We start from the raw sequence: 22910 nt of genomic DNA, 5'->3' as shown, positions 1-22910 counted from the left end.
GTCTCGGCGCGATGATCGGCGCCGGCATCTTCGCCGCGCTGGGACCCGCGGCCGCGGCCGCCGGGTCGGGCCTGCTGATCGGGCTGGCGATCGCCGCGGTGGTCGCGTACTGCAATGCGACATCGTCGGCGCGACTGGCGGCACGCTACCCCCAGTCCGGCGGCACCTATGTGTACGGGCGGGAACGCCTGAGCGAGTTCTGGGGCTATCTGGCCGGTTGGTCGTTCGTGGTCGGCAAGACGGCCTCCTGTGCGGCGATGGCCCTGACCGTCGGGGCCTATGTCTGGCCCGCGCATGCCAGCGCGGTTGCGGTGGCCGCGGTGGTGGCGCTGACCGCGGTGAACTATCGGGGCGTTCAGAAATCTGCTCTCCTGACCCGGGTGATCGTGGCCGTCGTGCTGGCGGTCCTGGCCGCGGTGGTGGTGACCTGCCTGTCCTCGGGGCGCGCCGACGTCACCCGACTGGCCATCGACGCCGACATCACCGTCGGCGGAGTCCTGCAGGCCGGCGGGCTACTGTTCTTCGCGTTCGCCGGATACGCCCGCATCGCCACGCTGGGCGAGGAGGTGCGCGACCCCGCCCGCACGCTGCCCCGCGCGATTCCCCTGGCTCTGGGAATCACGTTGATCGTCTACGCGGTGGTGGCGGTGGCGGTGCTGATGGTCCTGGGAGTGGCCGACCTGGCGGCATCGGTCGCCCCGCTGGCCGAGGCGGTCCGCGCGGCCGGCACGCCGGCACTGGTTCCGGTCGTGCAGATCGGGGCGGCGATCGCCGCGCTGGGCGCGCTGCTGGCCTTGGTGCTCGGGGTATCGCGGACCACCCTGGCGATGGCCCGCGATCACCACCTGCCGCACGCACTGGCCGCGGTTCACCCACGTTTCACCGTCCCTCACCGCGCCGAACTCACCGTCGCGGCCGTGGTCGTCGTGATGGCCGCCACCGTCGATGTCCGCGGCGCGATCGGTTTCTCGTCGTTCGGAGTGCTGCTCTACTACGCGGTCGCCAATGCCGCAGCATGGACCCTGACCCCGGCAGAGGGCCGGCCACCGCGGATCGTGCCGTTGGTCGGGGTGGCCGGGTGCGTGGTTCTGGCGTTCGCACTGCCACTGACGTCGGTGATCAGCGGCGCCGCGGTCATCGCCGGGGGCGCATTGCTCTACGGAGTGCGCCGGACGCTGGCCCAGCGCACAGCGCGCGACTGAGACCGCCCGTCTCAGGAACCGTCGAGGACGTGGCGGACCCGGTCCTCCCGCTCGGGAACCCCGTTGCGGCCGCGCTGATTCTGCGCGTACAGACCCACCGCGTAGGCCACACCGCTGCCATGGATCTCCATGGCGGTGCGGTCGATGTTCTCGAACGTGTCGGTGTCCTTGTGGTAGTTCGGATCGAACGGTTCACCAGCCTGACCGCCCCACAGTTCGGCCTGCTCGGCAGTCATCTCCTCGTCTCCGCCGGAGAACAGTCCACCGGCCGGGATGCCCGCCTTGGTGAAGCCGTCGTAGTCCGAACGGCCGTCGAACGACGTGTCCTGCGCGGGCTTTCCGGCGCTGTCGAGGTATTGGACCAGGGTGCGTTCGATGCCCGGGGACCCTTCGGGCACCCGGGGCGGGCCCTGACGCGGGTCGGGCAATGTCGACTGGCCGCCGTCGTAGGTGAAGTAACCGGGATTCGGTGAGCCGATCATGTCGAAGTTCAGGTACAGCGCGATGTCTTTGAGTTCTTCGATATCCAGGCTGCCCACGTACTCACTGGATCCGAGCAGGCCCACCTCTTCGGCCCCCCAGAAGGCGAACCGAACCGCGTTGGTGATGTCCGGGGCGCTGCCGAGCTGCAGCGCGGTCTCCAGCACCGCGGCGACCCCGGATCCGTTGTCGTTGATTCCGGGACCTTCGGGCACGCTGTCCAGATGTGCGCCCACCACCACGACATCGGAGGTGGATCCGGTGTCGGTCTGCGCGATCACGTTGCGGGTGCGCTCGGTGCGTATCCCGGCGTTCATCGTGATCGTCGTCATCGCTCCGGGCTGGGCCCGCAGGCTGGCGCCCGCCTCCCTTGCGACGCCGATCACCGGGATCTCGACGTCGGTGTCCTCACCCAGCGTGCCGGCGAACAGCTCGTCGGCGGCGGTCGAGTCGGCCACGATCAGCGCCACGGCACCGCGTTCGGCGGCCACCGCCTGTTTGGTCGCGAACGGGCACGCGCCACGGTTGACCAGCGCGACCGCGCCCTGCACCGGCAGGCCGTCGTAGTCGTCGGCCGTGCAACCCGGGGTGTCGTCCACCCGTGCGGCGACCAGCGGCCCCGAAACCCCGCCGGACGGGGTCCCGACGGTGAACTCGAGCGGTTTGGCCGACACCTGCGTCCCGGCGATCGTCAACGCCGGTTCGTCCGCCCAGGGCAGCCGCACCTCGAATTCGGGGGTCTGCACCTCGAATCCCGCGTCGCGCAACGCACCGACCACATAGTCGACGCTGGCGTCATAGCCGGGTGTGCCCAACGCCCGGTTGCCCCCGGCGGCGTCGGCGATCTCCTGAAAGCGCTGCAGGTGGGCCATGGTCGCCTCCACGGTCACCGCGGCGGCCAACGATTCGGCGAACTCCATCGCCGCCGCCGGATCCGGCGGCGGGACCGCTGTCGGATTCTGCGCGTCGCGACTACAGCTGTTCAGTATCGCCAACGCGATGGCCAATACGGGGATGGCCAGCAACGCCACCAATCTCGTCCGTGTCACGGAAACCACGTTAGCGGGATCGGACAAAGTCCAAGATTGCCGTGGCGACGACGTCGGGCCGTTCGATATGCAGGAAGTGGCCCGCCGCCGGGACGAACTGCACGCGGCTGCCGCGCGGAAGCACCGAGTGGATCGGTGTCGAGTACTCGGCGAGCATGGCACCGTCCTGCTCGCCGTGCATGTGCAGGATCGGCACCCGCGGCAGCTCGAACCGGTGCGAATGCAGTTCGGCGTAGCGGGCCAGCGGCCGGTTCGGCCGAATCAGGGCGCGGTAGTACCCGACCGCGGCGTGCCGGTGGGCCAGGCTCGGCAGAGCCGTCAGCGCGGCCTCCATCTCGGCGGTGGTGTCGTACCCCGGCGGGCCCCAGTCCTGCCAGAGCCTGCGGATGACCCGCGGGAGAACGCGCTCGGGCGCCGAGGGTAGCTGGAAGAACTGGATATACCAGCTGTTGCGGATCTGTCTGGGCAGCATCTGCAGCTGGCGGCGCACCGGGCCCCGGGTGGCGTTGATCGCCGCCATCGGCGGGACGGCCAACGTGATGTGCACCGCGAACGGCGATGCCGGGTAGGCGGCGACACCGTTGGCCGCGAAGGCGCCCCAGTCATGGCCGACCAGAATCGCATCCTTGGGTGCGCCGAGGTGCTCGTGGACAGCCAGCGCGTCATACATCAGCGCGCCGATGTGGTAGTCGCCGTCGGGGGCCGGACCGGTCGGCGCGTAACCGCGCAGGAACGGGGCCACCACCCGCAATCCCTGCTCGGCCAGCAGCGGTGCCAGGCGCCCCCAACCCCACGCACTGTCGGGGAATCCGTGCAAGCACAGCACCAGACGCCCGTCGTCGGGGCCCCAGGCCAGCGCGGCCACGTTGAGGTGCGGCAGCGTCAGTGTCAGTCGTTGCGGCGTCGTCACGTCGTCGATCAGCCTTCCGCTCCAAGGGGTGAGAACCCGGATCGACCGCGTCAGGCGGCGTCGTCGTTGCCATGGTAGGTGACTTCGTGGGTCGCCCCGCCCGGCGGGGACAGCGCATCGCCGGCTCAGGCGTCGCGCCGGTTGACCACCACGACCGCGGCGTTGAACACCACCACGACCACCCCGGCGAAGTACAGCAGCGACCCCGGCGCGCCCCAGGGATGGACGTAGGTGGGGAACAGCCAGGACACGTCGAGGAATCGGTAGATATTGGCGAACGGCAGGTAGGGACCGATCTGCGCGCCGCGGCCGGGCAGATTGCCCAGCAGCGGTTCGATCAGCAACGGCCACAGCAGCAGCACCGCGACCGCGCCGGCGGTATGACGCAGCAGTCCGGCGACACCGACCCCGAGCACTGCGGCCAGTGCCGCATACAGTGCGATCCCGCCCACCGTCGGCCAGAGATCGGCGGTGACAGTCCGGCCGGCCTCCGGCGGCGCGACCAGCCGTACCACCACGGCCGAACCCAGCACCGTCGCGACGGCAACAAGACTGGAAAACCCGGCGGCGACAGCTGCTTTGGCGATCATCACGACCGTCCGGCGCGGAACAGCCTGAAAAGTGGTGGTAATCATGGCGGTGCGATACTCCCCGGTCAGCGTCATCGTCGCCAGCACCGTCAACACCGGCACACCGAAGACCGCGACACCCAGTGCGGCCGTGGACGCCGTCAGACGCTCGTAGTCATAGGCCACCGAGGCCTGCAGGGCCGCAATACCGAAACTCAGCACCGCGGCCGCAGCGGCCGACCACAGCGTCGACCGCACCGTCAGCAGCTTGATCCGCTCGGCGTGCAGCGCTGCCACCAGCGTCATCCGCGCCGACCCCGATACTGCGTGGCGTCCTCGGTCAAGGCCAGGTAGGCCTGCTCGAGGGACACCGGTCGGGTACTCAACTCGTGGACGGTGATGCCGTGCCGGCCGGCCAACTCCCCGACCACCTCGGTGGTGCTGCTGCGCACCGCCAACGCGCCGGGTTCGTCGTCGACCGTCAGGCCCGCGGCGACGAGCACGTCGCGCAGCTCCCCCAGCCGCGGACTGCGAACCCGCACGGCGGCAGCTCCAGAGCGGTCGAGGAATTCGGCGACGGTGGTGGCAGCGATCAGCTGTCCTTTCCCGATCACGATCAGCCGATCGGCCGTGTTGGCCATTTCGGCCAGCAGGTGGCTGGAGACGAACACGGTGCGGCCTTCGCCGGCCAGGGTGCGCATCAGCGTGCGCACCCAGTGGATTCCTTCGGGGTCAAGCCCGTTGACCGGTTCGTCGAACAACAGCACCGGCGGATCTCCGATCAGCGCGGACGCGATGCCCAGCCGCTGGCTCATCCCCAGCGACAGCGTGCCCGCGCCGGCGCCGGCGACGCTGGCCAAGCCGACCATCTCGAGCACCTCGTCGACCCGCCGAACCGGGATGCGGTTGGCGGCGGCGATCCACCGCAAGTGGTGACGCACCGACCGGGTGGGATGGACCTGGCGCGCGTCGAGCAACGCACCGACGGTGCGCAGCGGATCGGCCAGGTCGCGGTAGGCCCGGCCGTCGATGGTCGCGCTGCCCGACGTCGGCCGGTCCAGGCCCAGGATCATCCGCATCGTGGTCGTCTTGCCGGCACCGTTGGGCCCGAGAAAGCCGGTGACCACACCAGGCTCGACGGTGCAGGTCAGCCCGTCCACCGCCCGGGTCCGACCGAAGACCTTGGTCAGCGACCGCAGTTCGATCATCGGGTGACCGTCGCGACGACGAGGTCGGCCACCGCGCGCATGCCCGCGGCGTTGGGGTGCAGCGGCGCCGGCCGTCCGGGCAGCGGCACCCCGAAACGGGTGGTCCACGGCTGCTGCGCCCAGGCGTGGTGGTCGCGGCTGGCCGCGGCGGCACGCACCAGCCCACATCCGGTCGCCTCCGCCGCCTCGGCGGTCAACCGCTCCAGGGTCTCTGAGATGTGGCGCGCCAACCGCCCGTCGGCGTCACGCAACGGAGGGTGTTCGGGCAGCAGCGTCAGATAGTCGACGAACAGCACCGTCGCCCGGGGGGCGCGGGCCCGCAGCGCCTGCCCGACCGAGATCAACGACGAACCCACCTCGTCGAGCGCACGCTGTCGCGACCACGGGTCGAGCAGGTCACCAATTCTTTTTCCCAGCACCGGAACCCGGTGTAGCAGCCGGGGCAATCCGGCGGCGAACAGCATCGGGACATACCCGACGTCGTTGCCGCCGATGGTCACGGTCACCAGAGACTCCGACCCGTCGAGCGCATCGACCTGCGGCGGTGCGCCGTGCTGCCGGTCGGTGAGCACATGGGCGGTGGTGGCACCGGAATAGGTGACATCGACCAGCCGAAGACCGAGGCGGTCGGCCACCAGGTGCGGATAATTGCGCGCGGAGCGGCCCGCCAGACGTGGCGAACCGGGCGCCCGTGGCCGGATTCCCGGGCCGGCCGCCATCGAACTGCCCAGCGCTACATAACGACTCATCAGGGCATGGGGCTGGATGCCTGCGCCCAGAAACGCTTCGGGATGCGTCCGGCCCGCCGGGCCAGGTAACCCGCCCGCACGGCGGCCGCCATCGCCGTGGCCATCGCGGGCGGGTCAGCAGCTCGGGTCACCGCGGTGGCCAACAAGACTGCGTCACAACCGAGTTCCATGGCCAAGGCGGCGTCGCTGGCGGTACCGATACCCGCATCGAGGATGACCGGCACCGAGGCCGCGTCGACGATCATTTCGATGTTGTGCGGGTTGGAGATCCCCAGGCCGGTGCCGATCGGTGACCCCAGCGGCATCACCGCTGCACACCCGGTGTCCTCGAGTCGACGGGCCAACACCGGGTCGTCGTTGGTGTAGGGCAGGACGACGAATCCGTCGTCGACGAGTTGCTCTGCGGCGCGGACCAATTCGATTGCATCGGGCAGAAGTGTGCGTTCATCGGCGATCACCTCCAACTTGACCCAGTTGGTGCCCAATGCCTCCCGGCCCAGCTGGGCGGTCATCACTGCTTCGCCGGCACCGCGGCATCCTGCGGTGTTGGGCAGCGGCGTGATTCCCAGGCGATTGAGCAGATCGAGCACGCCGGTGCCGCCTTCGGCATCGACCCGGCGCATCGCGACGGTGGTCAGTTCGGTCTCCGATGCGACCAGGGCCTCTTCGAGGACGGCCAGGTTGGCCGCTCCGCCGGTGCCCAGGATCAGTCGCGAGCCGAACTCGCGGCCGGCGATACTCAGCTTCTCGGTGCCCGTCTCAGCCACCCTGCACCGCCGTCACCACTTCGACTTTCGCGCCTTCGGCCAGTGTGGTGTCCCACTGCGAGCGCGGCATCACCGCCCAGTCCACCGCCACCGCGATGCCCTTCTCCGGGAAGCCGAGGCGCTCCAGCAGCGCGGCAATCGTGGTGCGCTCGTCGACGTCCACGGTCTCGTCGTTGACTGTGACTTTCATGCGGTCACTCCCACCTTCGTACTCACCCGGTGCTGCACCGATGGTTCGCCTCTCAGATGTGCGGCGATCTCTTCGGCGGTCCACGGCGCCAACAGGAAACCGGATCGGCCGTGCCCGGTGGCCACCAGTGTGCGGTCGTCGAGACGGCCGACCAACGGCATGTTGTCCGGTGTCATCGGCCGCAGTCCCGCCGTGCACTCGGCCAGTTCGTATTCACCCAGGGCCGGGACCACCGCGCAGGCGTCGTCGAGCAGCTCGCGAACCCCGGTAACCGCGGGCGCGGTATCTCGGCCGTGTTCGTATTGTGTCGCGCCGACGACCACGCCGTCGGCGCGCGGCACCAGATACACCTGCCGGCCATGCACGCGGGCGCGGATCACGCGCTGGGGCACCGGCATACACCCCCGCCGCCAGCGCAGCCGCAGCACCTCGCCCTTGACCGGACGCACCGGCAGTCCGGGCCACAACGACGGTGCGTCGATACCGTTGGCGATCACCACGACATCGGCCGACGCGGTCTCGTGCAGCGTCATCACCGGCGGTGCCCAGGCCACGCCGAGTTGCTCGCAGTGCGCGACGAGAGCCGCGACCACCGCACGGTTGTCCACCGACAACTCGGTCTCGGCGACAAACCCATGCCGGATCCCCTGCGCCAGCAGCGGTTCGATGTCGCGTGCCGAAGTCGTCAACGTCACCGGATGGCCCTGAGCGGACAACCACTGGCCCACGGTCTTGAGGTCCTGGGCATCAGCACGGTCGACGGCAACCACCAGAGAGCTGTGCGCGGTGACCACGTCGGCGGGCAGGCCGTCGAGAAATCTGTTGCGCCACAGCTCCAGCGACGCCAGACCGAGTTTCAGCAACCCTTCCTCGCCGGGCCAGCCCTCACTGTGCGGGGCCAGCATGCCGCCGGCCACCCACGACGCACCCGGACGCTCCTCGGTACGGTGCACACGCACCGACCACCCGTCCTGGGCAGCACGACGTGCCACGGCCAGCCCGATCACACCGCCGCCGATGACGGCCAGTGACCCGCGTGCCGGGTCGGTCGCTGAGGTGGTCATGGGTTCCTCCCTTCGCCGGCATGACCCGGATCAGGTGTGACGGTCAGAGCCGGCGGCTCACTCTCAGTCCCCGAACCCGGGACTCCCGTGTGGTCGGTGTCGTTCGGTACCAGCCTACTGACCGCCCTCGGCGCCGGGCCGCGTTAGCGTGGCTGTCGTGCGTGCAGCCCATCCCCGACTCGCGTCCTGCCTGCTCTACCTGTGCACCGACGCCCGCCGCGAACGCGGCGACCTGGCCGAGTTCGCCGATGCGGCACTGGCCGGGGGCGTCGACATCGTGCAGTTGCGGGACAAGAACTCCCCAGGTGAGCAGCGGTTCGGCCCGCTGGAGGCCCGCCAAGAACTGGCTGCGCTCGAGGTGCTGGCCGAGGCGGCGCACCGGCACGGTGCGCTGCTGGCGGTCAATGACCGCGCCGATATCGCCCGGGCCGCCGGCGCCGACGTGCTGCACCTCGGACAGGACGATCTGCCGCTGAGTACGGCCCGCGAGATCGTCGGGGATCGGGTGATCGGGCGGTCCACTCACGACATCGCCCAGGTCGAGCGCGCGGTCGGCGAGGATGTCGATTACTTCTGCGTCGGTCCATGCTGGCCGACACCGACCAAGCCGGGGCGGCCGGCACCCGGCCTGGATCTGGTGCGCGCCACGGCAGCGCTGCAGGCCGCCAAACCCTGGTTCGCGATCGGTGGGATCGACGCCCAGCGGCTGCCGGAGGTGGTCGCTGCCGGCGCACGCCGGGTGGTCGTGGTGCGGGCCATCACCGGCGCCGAGGATCCGAGGTCGGCGGCCGAGAGCTTGCGCGCCGAGCTCAGCTCTGCCCGGTGAGCAGCAGCGGGATCGACGCCGCGACCTCGCGCAGGCGTTGCCAGCTGGCCGCGAAGCCCGGGTGCAACGGCAAATCGGCGACCTCGTCCTCGGCGACCCAGCGCAGCTCGGCGCTCTCTCGGTTGGCCACGGTGTCGAGCTGAGTCCGCGCGTCGGCGATGACGGTGGTGTATGTCCAGCCGGTGACCTCAGCGGTGACCACGGTGGTTCGCACAGTGAGCTGATCGGGCGGCAGGCCGGCTTCTTCGATCGCCTCCCGGATGGCGGCCTCCTCGGCCGACTCGTGGCTGTCCCGGGCGCCGCCGGGCAGACCCCACGTGCCGCCCTGGTGGCTCCAGGGAGCGCGGTGCTGCAGCAGCACCGCAGCCGTTCCGTCGACACGCGGCGCCCGCAGCAGCAGTCCCGCGGCGCCGTGCCTGCCCCAGAACGCAGCACCGTTGGAAGACACCACCCAGCCGTCACCGTCGCCACGCACGCGTTCAGGATAGGGAACTGATTTCCCACACACCGCGGAGCGAGCTCTTAGACTTCTTTCATAGAGTTGGTCGAGACGATACCGAGAGCGAAACCAAGGTGAGGTCCGCACAGACGTGACTGTGGAGTTGGCGCATCCGTCGACCGAACCGCTGGCGTCGCGGTCACCGACGGGTCGAGCCCATCCGCGGTGGTGGTTCCTGTGGACCACGCCCGGCCGGATCCTGAGCATCGGACTGGTCTTGGCGGCGCTGGTCGTGCTGAGTGCGTTCGCCACCTCCACCACGATCAACGATCGCCAGCAGGCGCTGACGACGGTGCTCAACCACACCGAGCCGCTGTCGTTCGCCGCCGGTCAGCTCTATACGACGCTGTCGGTGGCCGACGCGGCCGCGGCCACCGCGTTCATCGCCGGCACCGAACCGCGCGCGGTCCGGCAGCGTTACGAACAGGCGATCACCGATGCCGCGGTCGCGGTGACCCGCGCGTCGAGCGGGCTGACCGACGAGCCGATGGTGCAGCTGCTGGGCCGGATCAACGCACGGCTGGCCGTCTACACCGGCCTGGTGGAGACGGCGCGGACCAACAACCGGGCGGGTAACCCGGTGGGTTCGTCCTACCTGTCGGAAGCCTCGGCGATGATGCAGCAGCAGATCCTGCCCGACGCCCAGCTGCTCTACGAGCAGACCTCGGGGCGCGTCGATGCCGAGACCACGGCGTCGACCCGCATCCCGACCCCGGTGATCCTGGTGGTGGTGGCGACCCTGCTGTTCGGGGTCTTCGCCAATCGGTGGCTGGCCAAGCGCACCCGCCGGCGGGTCAACATCGGATTCGTCGCCGGCGGGTTGGCGGTGCTGATCATGCTGATGTGGGTGGGCACCGCGTTGATCATCTCGACCGGCGACAGCCGCAGCGCCAAGGAAACCGCGGCCGAGTCGCTCAAGACGGTCACCAACCTGGCCATCACCGCGCAGCAGGCGCGTGCGGACGAGACGTTGTCGCTGATCCGCCGCGGCGACGAGAATGTGCGTAAGCAGTCCTACTACCAGCGGATCGAGATGATGCAGCAACAGCTGGCCCGCTATCTCGAACGCGACGATGCGATCGACAAGACCGACCTCGCCGACGCCGGGCAGCTGCTGGACCGGTGGCGCGCGGCCGACGACCGGATCAGCGCCTACATCGCCGTCGGCAACTATCAGGCCGCCACCCAGGTGGCGCTGGGCACCGGCGAAGACGATTCCACCCCGGCGTTCGACAAGCTCGACGAGGCCCTGACCAAGGGCATCGAGCAGAGCCGCAGCCAGCTGCGCAACGAGATCGTCAACGCGCGGCGGGTGCTCTCGGGCGCAACTGTGGGCGCCGCGGCGCTGTCGGTGGTGGCAGCCATCGCGGTGGCGTTGGGGATCTGGCCGAGATTGAGCGAGTACCGGTGATGAGCGCTCGCGCGAAGAACAAACAGCGGGTGATGAGCGCTCGCGCGAAGAACAAACAGCGGGTGATGAGCGCTCGCGCGAAGAACAAACAACGGGTGATGAGCGCTCGCGCGAAGAACAAACAACGGGTGATGAAGATTCTCGAGCCGAAGAAGCTGGGTGCGGTGCTGGCCGCGCTGGTGATCAGCGCGTGCGGGCAGGCCGAGCCAGTGGCTCCGCTGCCGACGGTGACCCTGGCTCCGCCCACGCCGGCCGGCATGGAAGAACTGGCCCCCGAGCCCGCACACCCGCCGACGGCCGAAGATGAGGATTGCGATCCCCTGGCCAGCCTGCGCCCGTTCGACACCAGGGCCGAGGCCGAAGAGGCCGTCGCGGCGATCAAGGAACGCGGCCGGCTCATCGTCGGGCTCGACATCGGCAGCAACCTGTTCAGCTTCCGTGACCCGATCACCGGCGAGATCACCGGATTCGACGTCGACATCGCCGGTGAGATCTCCCGCGACATCTTCGGCACGCCCTCGCAGGTGGAGTACCGCATCCTGTCGTCGGCCGACCGCGTCGAAGCGCTGCAGAACAACGAGGTCGACGTGGTGGTCAAGACCATGACGATCACCTGCCAACGCAAGGAGCTGGTCAATTTCTCGACGGTGTACCTGACTGCCCGGCAACGGATCCTGGCTCCGCGCGGCTCGAGCATCCGGCAGGCCTCCGATCTGTCGGGCAAGCGGGTCTGTGTCGCCAAGGGCACGACCTCGCTGGAGCGGATCCAACAGATCGCGCCGCCTCCGATCATCGTCGGGGTGGTGACGTGGGCGGACTGCCTGGTGGCGCTACAGCAGCGACAGGTCGACGCGGTCAGCACCGACGACTCGATCCTGGCCGGGCTGGTCTCCCAGGATCCCTACCTGCACATTGTCGGCCCGTCGATGAACGAGGAGGCCTACGGCATCGGAGTCAACCTCGACAATCCCGATCTGGTGCGCTTCGTCAACGGCACCCTCGAACGCATTCGCCGGGACGGCACCTGGAACACGTTGTACCGCAAGTGGTTGACGGTGCTCGGCCCGGCGCCGTCGCCACCGGTGGCGAGGTACTCCGACTGATGGCCCACGACGACAACGACACCGACGTCGACGACGATCCGGGTACCCAGCCCGCGGGGATGGCCGAGCTGGGCATGGACTCGATGTCGACGCTGCGGCCGATGGCCACCCAGGCGGTCTTCCGTCCGCACTTCGACGACGATGACGACGACGACGCGATCCACACCGGGGACACCGAGCCGCAGGAGACCACCGCGACGTTGACCCGCGCGCTGTCGAGAACCCGGCGGCTGGGCGGCGGGCTGGTGGAGATCCCCCGGGTGCCGGCACGGGATCCGTTGACCGCGTTGATGACCGACCCGGTGGTGGCCGAGTCGAAGCGGTTCTGCTGGAACTGTGGCCGCCCGGTCGGCCGGTCCAGCGACGACGGCCGGGCCCTGTCGGAGGGTTGGTGCCCGCACTGCGGCAGCGCGTATTCCTTCCTGCCCCAACTGGGGGTCGGTGACATCGTCGCCGACCAGTACGAGATCAAGGGGTGCATCGCGCACGGCGGCCTCGGGTGGGTGTACCTGGCGTTCGACAAGAACGTCAATGACCGCCCGGTGGTCCTCAAGGGTCTGGTGCACTCCGGCGACGCCGAAGCCCAGGCGATCGCGATGGCCGAGCGCCAGTTCCTGGCCGAGGTGACCCATCCGGGAATCGTGAAGATCTACAACTTCGTCGAGCACGACGACAAGCACGGCAACCCGGTCGGCTACATCGTCATGGAGTATGTGGGCGGCACCTCGCTCAAACAGGCGATCCAACTCAACCGTTCCGAACGGACCCGGCTCCCGGTCGCCGAGGCGATCGGCTTCATGCTCGAGATCTTGCCTGCGCTGGGCTATCTGCACTCCCTGGGGCTGGTCTACAACGACCTCAAACCCGAGAACATCATGGTGACCGAGGATCAGCTGAAGCTGATCGACCTCGGCGCGGTGTCGCGGATCAACTCGTTCGGGTACCTCTACGGCACTCCGGGGTATCAGGCGCCCGAGATCGTGCGCACCGGTCCGACCGTCGCTTCCGACATTTACACCGTGGGTCGGACGCTGGCCGCTCTGACGCTGAAATTGCGGACCCGCAAAGGCCGTTACGTCGACGGACTGCCCGAGGACGACCCCGTGCTCGCTGAATACGACTCGTTCGGCCGGCTGCTGCGCCGTGCCACCGACCGCGATCCCCGGCGGCGTTTCGTCAGCGCCGAGGAGATGTCGAGCCAGCTGATGGGTGTGTTGCGCGAAGTCGTGGCCAAGGACACCGGTGTGCCCCGGCCCGGTCTGTCGTCGGTGTTCAGCCCGTCGCGGTCCACGTTCGGCGTGGATCTGCTCGTCGCCCACACCGATGTCTATCTCGACGGACAGGTGCATTCGGAGAAGCTGACCGCCGCGGAGATCGTTCGGGCACTGCAGGTGCCATTGGTCGACAGCAGCGACGTCGGTGCAGCGGTGCTCTCGGCCACTGTACTCAGCGAGCCGGTGCAGACACTGGACTCGCTGCGCGCGGCCCGGCACGGCGCTCTGGACTCCGATGGGGTCGATCTCAGCGAGTCGGTGGAACTGCCGCTGATGGAGGTCCGTGCGCTGCTCGACCTCGGAGATGTGGCCAAGGCAACGCGCAAGCTCGACGACCTGACCAAACGGGTGGGCTGGCGCTGGCGGCTGGTCTGGTTCCGTGCCGTTTCGGAGCTGTTGACCGCCGACTATGATTCGGCCACAAAGCATTTCACCGAAGTTCTGGATACGCTGCCCGGTGAGCTGGCTCCCAAACTTGCGCTGGCTGCCACCGCCGAGTTGGCCGGCACCGCCGACGAACGCACGTTCTACAACACGGTGTGGTCAACCGACAACGGGGTCATCTCGGCCGGGTTCGGGTTGGCACGAGCCCTCTCCGCGGCCGGCGAGCGTGACGCCGCGGTCCGGACGCTGGACAAGGTGCCGGCCACCTCAAGGCATTTCACCACTGCTCGGCTGACCAGCGCGGTGACGTTGCTGTCCGGCCGGTCCAGCAGCGAGATCAGCGAACAGCACATCCGCGATGCGGCGCGGCGAGTGGAGGCGCTGCCCGACACCGAGCCGCGGGTGTTGCAGATCCGTGCCCTGGTGCTGGGAACCGCGATGGACTGGCTGGCCGACAACACCGCCAGCACCAACCACATTCTGGGTTTCCCGTTCACCGAACACGGTCTGCAGCTGGGTGTGGAGGCCGCGCTGCGCAACCTGGCCCGGGTGGCCCCCACCCAGGCACACCGCTATGCCCTGGTCGATCTCGCCAACAGCGTGCGGCCGGTCTCGACATTCTGATTCGGATTTCGTGGCGCCCGGTCTCGAAATTGACGTCAACGTTCGGGTTTCCACGTAGCTATCACCAGAGTTTTTGCCGAAGCACCAGGTGACAGCCGGTTCAGTCGGTCCCGCGCAAGGATATGGTCAACCCACGAATTCCGTAGTATCGTATGTCCACCTGGTTGGTAGGGTCAGCCAGTTCCGGTGACGTCATCGGCGACGGTCGCGCAGCGACCGACGCGACGGCTTTGAGAATCTAGGGCCGAATCCCCTGACGCCACCCACAGGACGAATCTGAGGGTTTCGACTGAGGGAGGCCTATCGTGTCCTATTCAGAATCACTCCCTGCTCCGAGCACACAGCGTGTGTTCCGCCCCGATCCGACGTCATTCGCGCTGCGCGAGGAGCACCACCGCGCGACCTTCTCGGTCAGCGAGGTGACTCCGTCCACGGTGGTGGTGACCGTGCACGGCGAGATCGACGCGACCAACGCCGTCGCGCTGGCACGCTACATCGAGAGGCACCTGGGTTCGGCCGCGACGCTCACCCTGGACCTGCAGACGGTCGAGTTCTTCGGCACCGCGGGATTTGCTGCGCTGACCAACATCAACGTCGCCTGTGAACGCGCCGGGCTGCGCTGGACGCTGCTGGCCGGCGCGCATGTGAACCGACTCTTGCGCATTTGCGATCCTGACAACGAGCTACCGGTGGCCGCCACCGCCAAGTACATCCGCACAGGCCCGGGCAATCGCAAGCTCCTCGTCGGTGGGGATCACTAGGACCGTCGTCGGCGCCCCGTCGGGTGAGATCCGGCGAGCTCCCGCCGCGGGGCTCGCGTTGAGATGCTCGTCGATCTCGATACCGAATGCGCCGAGCCCGGACAACGCGTCTCGCCGCACGGTGGCATCGTTTTCGCCCACCCCGGCGGTGAAGGTGATCACGTCGGCCGCCCCGAGCACCGCCAGATAGCTTCCGATGTACTTGCGTAACCGATGGATGTACACGTCATAGGCCAGTTGCGCTGCGGTGTCACCGGATTCGATGCGCTGGTGCAACACTCGGAAATCGACCTCGCCGCCGAGACCCCGCACCCCCGAACTCCGGTTGAGCATCGTCTCGATGTCTTCGATACTCAGGCCTGCGCTGCGCCACAGGTAGGTGATGATCCCGGGATCGAGGTCACCGGAGCGGGTCCCCATCACCAGACCTTCCATCGGAGTCATGCCCATCGACGTCTCGACCGGACGGCCCCCGACGATCGCCGAGGCCGAGGCGCCGTTGCCCAGATGCAAGACGATCTGGCGCAGCGAGTCCAGCGGCATCCCGAGGAACATTGCGGCCTGCTCACTGACGTACTGGTGCGAGGTGCCGTGGAAGCCGTAGCGGCGGATGTCGTAGCGTTCGGCGATCTCGCGGTCGATGGCATACGTCGCCGCGGCGGGCGGCAGGTCATGGAAGAACGCGGTGTCGAACACCGCGATGTGCGCGACGTCGGGCAGCGCTTTGCGTGCGACCTCGATACCGAGGATGGCCGGTGGATTGTGCAGCGGTGCCAGGGGACTGAGTTCGCGCAGCCGCTCGATGAGTGCATCATCGACGACAGTGGGCTGATACAGGTCCGGACCGCCGTGCACGACTCGGTGCCCGACGGCCGTCAGCTCGAGCTCGGCGAGGTTGATCCCGGCGTCGTTGAGCAGGCTCGACACCAGCTGCAGCGCGGCATCGTGGTCGGGAACCCGGTCGGTGCGCTCGAGGGTGTTCGCTCCGGCGGTCAGCTGTGCCGAGGAGGCATCCTCACCGATGCGTTCGACAATTCCCTCCGCCAGTGAACGACCCGAATCTGGCTCCAGGAGTTGGAATTTCACCGATGACGAGCCAGAGTTGAGTACCAATACACTGTGCGCCAAGGCGGTTACCCCTGTGCCTGGATCGCGGTGATTGCGACCGTGTTGACGATGTCTTCGACCAGGGCGCCGCGGGAAAGGTCGTTGACGGGCTTGTTCAGTCCCTGTAGCACCGGCCCGATCGCGATCGCGCCGGCGCTGCGCTGCACGGCCTTGTAGGTGTTGTTGCCGGTGTTGAGGTCGGGGAAGATCAGCACGGTGGCATGTCCGGCCACTGCGGAGTCCGGCATCTTGGTCGCGGCCACCGACGGTTCCACTGCGGCGTCGTATTGAATCGGTCCTTCCACCAGCAGCTCAGGATCACGTGAACGCACCAACTCCGTTGCCTTTCTGACTTTTTCGACGTCGGCACCCGATCCCGATGTGCCCGTCGAGTAGGACAGCATCGCCACCCGGGGTTCGATGCCGAACTTGGCCGCCGTGCGTGCCGACGATACCGCGATGTCGGCGAGCTGCTCGGCGGTCGGGTCGGGCACGATCGCGCAGTCACCATAGGCCAGCACCTCGTCGGCCAGACACATCAGGAAGATGCTCGACACCGTGGACACCTCGGGTGCTGTCTTGATGATCTCGAAGGCCGGACGCACGGTGTGGGCGGTGGTGTGGCGGGCACCGGAGACCATGCCGTCGACCATGTCGTTGTACACCAGCATCGTGCCGAAGTAGGAGACGTCGTGGATGGTTTCCCTGGCCTGTTCGACGCTGATGCCCTTGTGTTTTCGTAGCTCGGCGTACTGCTCGGCGAATTGGTCACACAGCTCGCTGCGGCGCGGGTCGAGCACGGTGGCGGCTGACAGGTCCTGACCCAGCTCGGCGGCCCGGGCGCGCACCTGTGATTCCTCGCCGAGAATGGTCAGCTCAGCGACCCCACGCTTGAGCAGTCGCCCGGCCGCGGTGAGGATACGGTCGTCGTCGCCTTCGGGCAGCACGATGTGCTTGCGATCGGCGCGGGCCTGTTCGATCAACTGGTAGGCGAACATCTGCGGCGTGACCACCGACGGAATCGGGATCATCAGCTGTGCCAACAGGTCCGCGGTGTCGACGTGCGCCTCCATCAGCGCCAGTGCGGTGTCGACCTTGCGGTGTGACTGTGAGGTCACCCGTCCGCGGGTGGCGGCCACCCGACCGGCGGTCTCGAACGTGCCGAAGCGTGTCTCGATGACCGGTACCCCGAGCCCCAGCCCGGCCACCAGCGATTCGATGGCCGGATGCATCGGCAGACCGCCGTTGAGGATCACGCAGGACAACGACGGGAAGCCCTCTGCGGCATGGGCACTCAACACGGTGAGCACGACATCGGAACGGTCACCCGGGGTGATCACGGCCACCCCGTCGGTGAGACGTTCGAGCACGTGTTCGGCCGTCATACCGGCCACCAGGACATCGAGGGCCACGCGCGTGAGCAGCGCGTCATCACCGCGTACCAGGGTGCCCTCGACGGCGGTCTGCAGTTCTTGCACCGACGGGGCGACCAGCACCGGCTCCTCGGGAATGACGTAGGTGCGCGGCTGGATGTCTTGCAGCGCAGCGGCGATCGCCGGCATCTGTTCGGGATCACACCGGTTGACCACCACCGCGGCGGTGTGCGCGTGCGCAGCGGCGATCTCGGCCACGCACACCTCGACGACCGTGGCGATCCGTTCGGGGCTGCGGTCGATGCCTTTGACCGCCAGGATCACCGGTGCGCCGAGGTTCGCCGCGATGCGGGCATTGGTCGACAGTTCGCTGGGGGTGGCGATATCGGTGTAGTCGCTGCCGACGATCAGCACGGCGTCGCACTGATCGGCCACCCGGTGGTAGCGCGCGACGATGTCGCCGAGCGCACCGTCGCGGTCGTCGTGCAGTTGTTGATAACCGACCCCGACGCAGTCCTCGTAGGACAGACCCGCGGTGGTCTGCTCCAGCAGCATCTCGAGGATGTAGTCGCGTTCCTCACCGAGCCGGGTGATCGGGCGGAACACTCCGACCTTGGCGACCGTGGCCGCGAGCCGGTGCAGGATGCCCAGCGCGATCGTCGACTTACCGGTGTCGCCCTCGGGCGCGGCGACGTAGATCGCAGTAGTCCCCGAGGTGGCGTTCGATGCGGTATTCGGCGCTGCGGTCACTCGTCAAGCCTACTTATCCGAGGCGCCGGCGCAGGCCGGACTCTTAGCCCGGTCAGCTCGTCGTGATGTCCACCGGAACCCGCACGGTGGCGTGCAGCGCACGGTGATCGGACCCCGGAATCGGCATTGTCTGCACGGTCGACGCGGTGGCGTTGCGCACCAGGATGTGGTCGATCCCGATCAGCGACGGAGTCCAGCCGCGAGCCGGATAGGTGCGTGCTGTCCCGCCTCCGGCTTGGGTGGTGGCGTCATCGTATCCCTGGGCGAGCAGTTCACGAAACGGTGCCATGTCCACGGTGGTGTTGAAGTCACCGGCCACGATCACCGCTCCGGCGCCGGCACGGTCAGCCATGTCGCGCAACGTTTCCGAGAATGCGGTGATGTCGCGCTGCCAGTGCCAGATCGGCTGCGGCCACGGAGCGGCCAGATGCACCGAGAGCACCGTGGTGTCCACGGCCACCCCGGGAATCCTGATCCGGGTTCCGAGCATCGGCAGCGAGTAGCCGTCGATGCGGCCGGAATGCACGATCGGATATCGGCTCCAGATTCCGATCCCCGAGGCCACCGGCGCGGGCAGCACCACCCGATACGGGAACGCGTTGTCCATCCCGGCCGACGAGAGCGCATCGGCGGACTCCTGCGTCATCTCCTGGACGGCGACCACATCGGCCGACGAGTCCGCCATCGCGACCACTGCTTCCGAATCTGCTTGACCCATCTCAAGATTGGCGGTCAGCACCCGGACGTCGACGGCGGGGGTGTCCACCTCGGGCGGACCGAGGTAGCGCGGGGCGTAGACCCACATCGTCGCGACAGTGACGACCACCGCGACCAGCGTGAGAATCCAGCGCCGGGTCACCGCCAACAGCACCGTCGCCACCGGCGCGGTCAACGACAGGAACGGCGCCGTGACCGCGATGATCATGGTGGCGTGCCCGGTGATGGGCAGGTGCCGGGCACCCAGCGCCCCCACCGCGACGACCAGGGAGAGCACCCCGAAGACCGTCGCGAGAATTCGCATCATCTCGCGGGTCGGATGTCAGGCCAGGCGTCGGAGCCTGGGTTCCAGATCCCGCTTGAACAGTTCCAGGAAGCGGCGCTGATCGTGGCCGGGGGCATGGAAGACCAGGTGATTGAGGCCCCAGTCGACGTAGTCCTTGACCTTGGCCACCGCTTCATCGGGGTCAGAGGCGACGATCCAGCGCTTGGCGACCTGTTCGATGGGCAGCTCGTCGGCGGCTTTCTCCATCTCGATCGGATCGTCGATGCTGTGCTTCTGCTCGGCGGTCAACGACAGCGGCGCCCAGAACCGGGTGTTCTCCAATGCCAGATCTGGATCGGTGTCATAGGAGATCTTGATCTCGATCATCCGGTCGATGTCGGCGACCTCGCGGTCGGCTTTCTCGGCACCCTCGGTGACCGCGGGAATCAGTTTGTCCTTGTAGAGCTCTTCGCCCTTGCCCGATGTGCAGATGAATCCGTCGCCGGCGCGGCCGGCGTACTTGGCGACGACGGGACCGCCGGCGGCGATGTAGACGGGTACGCCGCCTTCGGGGACGTCGTAGATCGACGCGCCCTTGAGTCGGTAGTACTCGCCGTCGAAGTCGACTCGGTCGCCGAGCCACAGCTCGCGCATCAGCTTGACCGATTCACGCAACCGGGCGAAGCGCTCTTTGAACTCCGGCCATTCGCCCTCGTAGCCAGTGGCAATCTCGTTGAGGGCCTCACCGGTGCCCACACCGAGGAAGATGCGATTGGGATACAGGCATGCCATGGTGGCGAACGCCTGGGCGATGACGGCGGGGTTGTAGCGGAACGTCGGGGTCAGCACCGAAGTGCCGAGGGTGAGGCGTGTGGTGCGCTCGCCCACCGCGGTCATCCAGGCCAGCGAGAAGGGTGCGTGGCCGCCCTCGTGTCGCCAGGGCTGGAAGTGGTCGCTGACCGTGGCGCTGTCCATGCCGTGGTCTTCGGCAGCGACCGCGAGTTCGACCAGTTCGCGCGGCGCGAACTGCTCTGCCGACGCCTTGTAACCCAGTTTGAGTTCAGCCATAACTAAGTTTCTACACTCGCCGGATTGCCGTTGGGTTGACGGCTGTCCCGCTCACCCCGACCGTCCTGGTCAACGGGTCGCTGAGCCTGTCAGTGTGTCGAAACCGAGCAGGAACAACGCTGTCAGGCACAGTCCGCACGCCACCACGATCGCCGGCATCAGAATCATGGTGTCGAGCTCTTCGTCGTCGAGCACGTCGCCCTCGAACCGTCCGAAGAACACCCGTGCGATCCCGGTGCGTCGGAACGTGTGCACCAGTGCGCGGATCACCCTGCTGCCTCGGTACCGTCCGACGATCAGCCGCGACAGCCCGCCGGCCACGAACGTCAGTGCGGCAGCACCGAGCAGGATCACACCGACGGTGGCCTGCGACACGAATTTCAGCCTATCGACCCGATTCGCTCTTTGAGGAATGCGACCGGATAGACCTCGTCGCCGTTCGACGGCAGCGGCTGGGCCAACCGGGCGTAGCCCAGAGACGAGTAGAGCGCCTCGGCCTCAGGCTGGCGGTCTCCGGTGGTCAGATAGATCCGGCGGTAGCCGGCGGCGGCGATGTCGGCCTCCAGTCGCGTCACCAGGGCGCGCGCGTGGCCCTGTCGACGATGCCGCGCGTCGGTCCAGATGCGCTTCAGTTCGGCAGTGGTGCCGTCGAAGCGCCGATACGCCCCGCCGGTCACCGGTCGGCCGGCGAGCAGACCGATCAGCAGCGCGCCGTGGGGCGGCTCGAACTCCGCCGCCGGGTAGTCGCGCAGCCAAGCGTGCACTCTGTCGCGGCGTCCGCCGTAGCGCTCGGCGTACTCGACGGCCAGCTCGTCGATGAGCGGGGCGGCCAGCGGATCATCCTGGCTGACCACCACGAATGACAGTTCAGCCACGGCTGGTGGAATCGGCCAGTGCCACGTCCGCGCGCTCCAACACCGAAGCTTCACCCATCGTGTGGACTATATCGACGCTCGGCGGTTGGGTTCTGCGTTGCGCGGTCCGCAATGTTGTCGGCGCGTTCAGCCTGATTGCGCGCGGTGTTCTCGGCGGCGCGGGGGCGTCTTCGTCGAGGCATTTTCATGGTGCCGGCGCCGTAGCCGGGCGGGGGCTTCGGCAGCGGGGCCAAGTCCGCGCTTGTGATCGCCGCCGCCGGAAAGTACAGGCGGCTGCCTGGCTTGGTGATGTACCGGTGCCCGGTCGGTGCGGTCCATATCAGCGTCCCGTCTGGAAGCTGCACAGAACTCCAGCCCGCTGGACCGGACCAGAACGTCTTCATCAAGTGATGGCCGCGACACTCACAGCTGAGGTTCGACGGGTGAGTGGGACCGAACGGGTAGGGCACGACGTGGTCGATGTCGCAGCGTTCGGCGGGGACGTCACAGCCGGGGAAACGGCAGAACAGGTCACGCATCCGCACGAACTCAGCCAGCCCCGCCGAGGGCCGGTAGCGAGGTTCGGGTTCGGGGCCGGGCACGATCAGCTCGGAGACCTTGGCGCCGCCGCGGATCAGTTCCGCCAGTAGCGCGATGGGCACCGGTCGGCCGTCCAGGCCCATCGCGCTACCCCGGTTGAGCGGCGCAGCGGGGCCGGTGAGCTCGGGGGCGTTCTTGCTCCCCGGCTCTTCGTCGGCATCAGCGTCCTGGGCTGTCTCGGCGGTGGCGGCGTCGAGTGCGGCCCGGTCGGCGATGATCTTGATCACCACGTTCGACGGGGATGTCTGCTGGAGAGCAGGACAATGTGGGGACCCGCACCGGCAGGTCAGGTGCACCTCGCCGCGCACGATCGCCCCCACCGCATCGGAGCGACGCTCACCCATCGTGCGAGGGTCCTCTTCGCACACCGCGCCGGCCATCTCGGTCATGCGTTGCGCGAGGGCCTTTCCATCGGTAGCCAGCAATCGGCCCCAGATCGCGGCGGTCTCGTTCGGGTCATCGCTGGCGCCGATGTGGATATCGCGCGCTTTCATGATCTCCTTGCTGCGGCGCAGGCCATCGGGGTCGAACCGCTCGATCACCGCATCAATGGCATTCTTTAGCTTCTGCTCCGACAGCCGCCCCCAGTGCACGGCCGATTCCGCTATCCGATCATCGATCTGGGCCAGCGCGGTCGGGTCATCGACCAGCTGGGTGCGCCAGGTGATCTCCGAAACCATCCGGGCGCCGAGGACACCGCTGAGGTGCAGCGCGGCGATCTTGGGCAACCGGTAGCGCAGCGCCACCGCGATGTGCATCTGCCCCGAGGCCTTGCGCTGCCCGATGTTCAACGCCGCAGCGACCTGGGCGGCGATGTCGGCCCACGGATCGAACACCCACCCGCCGCGCTCGTCGTCCTCATCGACGTTGCGGTGCACCAACTCCGCGATCGCCGCCGCGCGTCGGGCGCAGATCCGCGCCTCTTGTCGCGCACTCTGTTCGATCAACTCGACGAGCGCCTCATCAGACGCACCGGCGAATAATGTATCGAACACATGTTCTATTCTGCCAACGCGCCACTGCGGGGTACAGCCGAAAATCCCACCCTGTGGATAACCCCGAGGTTGTGGATGGTCGCGGTCGTAGCGGCCCTTCCCCGTCAAACT

General features: G+C 67.9%; 22 protein-coding genes and 1 riboswitch. Of the genes, 6 read left to right on the top strand and 16 right to left on the bottom strand.

The features are described 5' to 3' along the window. Positions 1–11 precede the first annotated feature (11 nt). On the top strand, positions 12–1202 hold the full coding sequence (locus tag KXD98_RS02245) for an APC family permease (protein ID WP_260764932.1): 1191 nt from the start codon (positions 12–14) through the stop codon (positions 1200–1202). An 11-nt stretch (positions 1203–1213) separates the two neighbouring features. Here the strand turns inward: KXD98_RS02245 and KXD98_RS02240 are convergent, their stop codons facing one another. The 8 genes from KXD98_RS02240 to thiO all read right to left on the bottom strand — a co-directional run bounded on the left by KXD98_RS02240 (position 1214) and on the right by thiO (position 8188). Continuing rightward, complete coding sequence (locus KXD98_RS02240; protein ID WP_260764930.1) at positions 1214–2740, bottom strand: M28 family metallopeptidase; 1527 nt, start codon at positions 2738–2740, stop codon at positions 1214–1216. A gap of 1 nt (position 2741) precedes the next feature. Next, entirely contained in the window at positions 2742–3641 is a 900-nt protein-coding gene (locus KXD98_RS02235; RefSeq protein WP_260761672.1) for an alpha/beta fold hydrolase, read from the bottom strand. A 125-nt stretch (positions 3642–3766) separates the two neighbouring features. Then, the gene (locus KXD98_RS02230; RefSeq protein ID WP_260761671.1) at positions 3767–4516 is read right to left on the bottom strand and encodes an ABC transporter permease; all 750 of its coding nucleotides are present in this window, start codon (positions 4514–4516) and stop codon (positions 3767–3769) included. Beyond that, complete coding sequence (locus tag KXD98_RS02225; RefSeq protein ID WP_260761670.1) at positions 4513–5418, bottom strand: ABC transporter ATP-binding protein; 906 nt, start codon at positions 5416–5418, stop codon at positions 4513–4515. Before KXD98_RS02225 ends, KXD98_RS02230 begins: the two co-directional genes overlap by 4 nt. Next, entirely contained in the window at positions 5415–6167 is a 753-nt protein-coding gene (locus tag KXD98_RS02220) for an SGNH/GDSL hydrolase family protein (protein ID WP_260761669.1), read from the bottom strand. Before KXD98_RS02220 ends, KXD98_RS02225 begins: the two co-directional genes overlap by 4 nt. After that, complete coding sequence (locus tag KXD98_RS02215) at positions 6167–6934, bottom strand: thiazole synthase (RefSeq protein ID WP_396882274.1); 768 nt, start codon at positions 6932–6934, stop codon at positions 6167–6169. Before KXD98_RS02215 ends, KXD98_RS02220 begins: the two co-directional genes overlap by 1 nt. After that, positions 6927–7124 (bottom strand): sulfur carrier protein ThiS, encoded by a 198-nt coding sequence (gene thiS / locus KXD98_RS02210; RefSeq protein WP_260761668.1) that lies wholly within the window; start codon positions 7122–7124, stop codon positions 6927–6929. Before thiS ends, KXD98_RS02215 begins: the two co-directional genes overlap by 8 nt. Continuing rightward, entirely contained in the window at positions 7121–8188 is a 1068-nt protein-coding gene (gene thiO, locus KXD98_RS02205) for a glycine oxidase ThiO (RefSeq protein ID WP_260761667.1), read from the bottom strand. Before thiO ends, thiS begins: the two co-directional genes overlap by 4 nt. Then, a riboswitch (TPP riboswitch) is annotated at positions 8179–8287 on the bottom strand. (Overlaps the previous gene by 10 nt.) A 58-nt stretch (positions 8288–8345) precedes the next feature. Here thiO and thiE point away from each other — a divergent pair. Continuing rightward, positions 8346–9014, top strand: coding sequence for a thiamine phosphate synthase (thiE, locus tag KXD98_RS02200; RefSeq protein WP_260761666.1), 669 nt, complete (start codon positions 8346–8348; stop codon positions 9012–9014). Here thiE and KXD98_RS02195 read toward each other — a convergent pair. Next, the gene (locus tag KXD98_RS02195) at positions 8998–9489 is read right to left on the bottom strand and encodes an NUDIX hydrolase (protein WP_260761665.1); all 492 of its coding nucleotides are present in this window, start codon (positions 9487–9489) and stop codon (positions 8998–9000) included. The genes thiE and KXD98_RS02195 overlap by 17 nt on opposite strands. A gap of 115 nt (positions 9490–9604) precedes the next feature. Here KXD98_RS02195 and glnX point away from each other — a divergent pair, with 115 nt between their 5' ends. The 4 genes from glnX (at position 9605) to KXD98_RS02175 (ending at position 15070) form a co-directional block, all read left to right on the top strand. Continuing rightward, positions 9605–10924 (top strand): protein kinase G-activating protein GlnX, encoded by a 1320-nt coding sequence (gene glnX, locus KXD98_RS02190; protein WP_260761664.1) that lies wholly within the window; start codon positions 9605–9607, stop codon positions 10922–10924. Between the two features lie 98 nt (positions 10925–11022). Beyond that, positions 11023–12027: a glutamate ABC transporter substrate-binding protein gene (locus KXD98_RS02185; RefSeq protein WP_260765507.1), complete on the top strand. Its 1005-nt coding sequence runs from the start codon at positions 11023–11025 to the stop codon at positions 12025–12027. Beyond that, complete coding sequence (locus KXD98_RS02180; protein WP_260765506.1) at positions 12027–14309, top strand: serine/threonine-protein kinase PknG; 2283 nt, start codon at positions 12027–12029, stop codon at positions 14307–14309. Before KXD98_RS02185 ends, KXD98_RS02180 begins: the two co-directional genes overlap by 1 nt. 305 nt (positions 14310–14614) lie before the next feature. Then, positions 14615–15070, top strand: a complete 456-nt coding sequence (locus KXD98_RS02175; protein ID WP_260761663.1) for an STAS domain-containing protein — start codon at positions 14615–14617, stop codon at positions 15068–15070. On the opposite strand, the gene KXD98_RS02170 is transcribed toward KXD98_RS02175, so the two are convergent. The 7 genes from KXD98_RS02170 to KXD98_RS02140 form a co-directional block, all read right to left on the bottom strand. Further along, positions 14993–16198: an acetate kinase gene (locus tag KXD98_RS02170; RefSeq protein ID WP_260761662.1), complete on the bottom strand. Its 1206-nt coding sequence runs from the start codon at positions 16196–16198 to the stop codon at positions 14993–14995. The two genes, KXD98_RS02175 and KXD98_RS02170, sit on opposite strands and share 78 nt — an antisense overlap. Positions 16199–16203: 5 nt before the next feature. After that, positions 16204–18300 carry a phosphate acetyltransferase gene (gene pta, locus KXD98_RS02165; RefSeq protein WP_260761661.1) on the bottom strand — a complete coding sequence of 699 codons (2097 nt, stop codon included), beginning with the start codon at positions 18298–18300 and terminating at the stop codon, positions 16204–16206. A 52-nt stretch (positions 18301–18352) separates the two neighbouring features. Further along, complete coding sequence (locus KXD98_RS02160) at positions 18353–19324, bottom strand: endonuclease/exonuclease/phosphatase family protein (RefSeq protein ID WP_260761660.1); 972 nt, start codon at positions 19322–19324, stop codon at positions 18353–18355. A 15-nt stretch (positions 19325–19339) separates the two neighbouring features. Further along, positions 19340–20350: a glucose-6-phosphate dehydrogenase (coenzyme-F420) gene (gene fgd, locus KXD98_RS02155; RefSeq protein WP_260761659.1), complete on the bottom strand. Its 1011-nt coding sequence runs from the start codon at positions 20348–20350 to the stop codon at positions 19340–19342. A 69-nt stretch (positions 20351–20419) separates the two neighbouring features. After that, the gene (locus tag KXD98_RS02150) at positions 20420–20725 is read right to left on the bottom strand and encodes a hypothetical protein (protein WP_260761658.1); all 306 of its coding nucleotides are present in this window, start codon (positions 20723–20725) and stop codon (positions 20420–20422) included. 5 nt (positions 20726–20730) lie between these two features. Next, positions 20731–21225: a GNAT family N-acetyltransferase gene (locus tag KXD98_RS02145; RefSeq protein ID WP_260761657.1), complete on the bottom strand. Its 495-nt coding sequence runs from the start codon at positions 21223–21225 to the stop codon at positions 20731–20733. Positions 21226–21275: 50 nt separating this feature from the next. Beyond that, positions 21276–22799, bottom strand: coding sequence for an HNH endonuclease signature motif containing protein (locus tag KXD98_RS02140; protein WP_260761656.1), 1524 nt, complete (start codon positions 22797–22799; stop codon positions 21276–21278). Between the last annotated feature and the right edge of the window lie 111 nt (positions 22800–22910).

The organism is Mycobacterium sp. SMC-4, assembly GCF_025263265.1.
Lineage (GTDB): Bacteria > Actinomycetota > Actinomycetes > Mycobacteriales > Mycobacteriaceae > Mycobacterium.
The sequence above is the reverse complement of the archived record's forward strand: the minus strand, read 5'-3'. Positions and strand labels throughout refer to the sequence as shown.

Coding starts and splice junctions, on each gene's coding strand:
- fgd (WP_260761659.1), bottom strand. CDS start 20,350: ATGGCTGAACTCAAACTGGGTTACAAGGCGTCGGCAGAGCAGTTCGCG.
- KXD98_RS02230 (WP_260761671.1), bottom strand. CDS start 4,516: ATGACGCTGGTGGCAGCGCTGCACGCCGAGCGGATCAAGCTGCTGACG.
- KXD98_RS02245 (WP_260764932.1), top strand. CDS start 12: ATGATCGGCGCCGGCATCTTCGCCGCGCTGGGACCCGCGGCCGCGGCC.
- KXD98_RS02185 (WP_260765507.1), top strand. CDS start 11,023: ATGAGCGCTCGCGCGAAGAACAAACAACGGGTGATGAAGATTCTCGAG.
- thiS (WP_260761668.1), bottom strand. CDS start 7,124: ATGAAAGTCACAGTCAACGACGAGACCGTGGACGTCGACGAGCGCACC.
- KXD98_RS02225 (WP_260761670.1), bottom strand. CDS start 5,418: ATGATCGAACTGCGGTCGCTGACCAAGGTCTTCGGTCGGACCCGGGCG.
- thiO (WP_260761667.1), bottom strand. CDS start 8,188: ATGACCACCTCAGCGACCGACCCGGCACGCGGGTCACTGGCCGTCATC.
- KXD98_RS02180 (WP_260765506.1), top strand. CDS start 12,027: ATGGCCCACGACGACAACGACACCGACGTCGACGACGATCCGGGTACC.
- KXD98_RS02220 (WP_260761669.1), bottom strand. CDS start 6,167: ATGAGTCGTTATGTAGCGCTGGGCAGTTCGATGGCGGCCGGCCCGGGA.
- KXD98_RS02160 (WP_260761660.1), bottom strand. CDS start 19,324: ATGATGCGAATTCTCGCGACGGTCTTCGGGGTGCTCTCCCTGGTCGTC.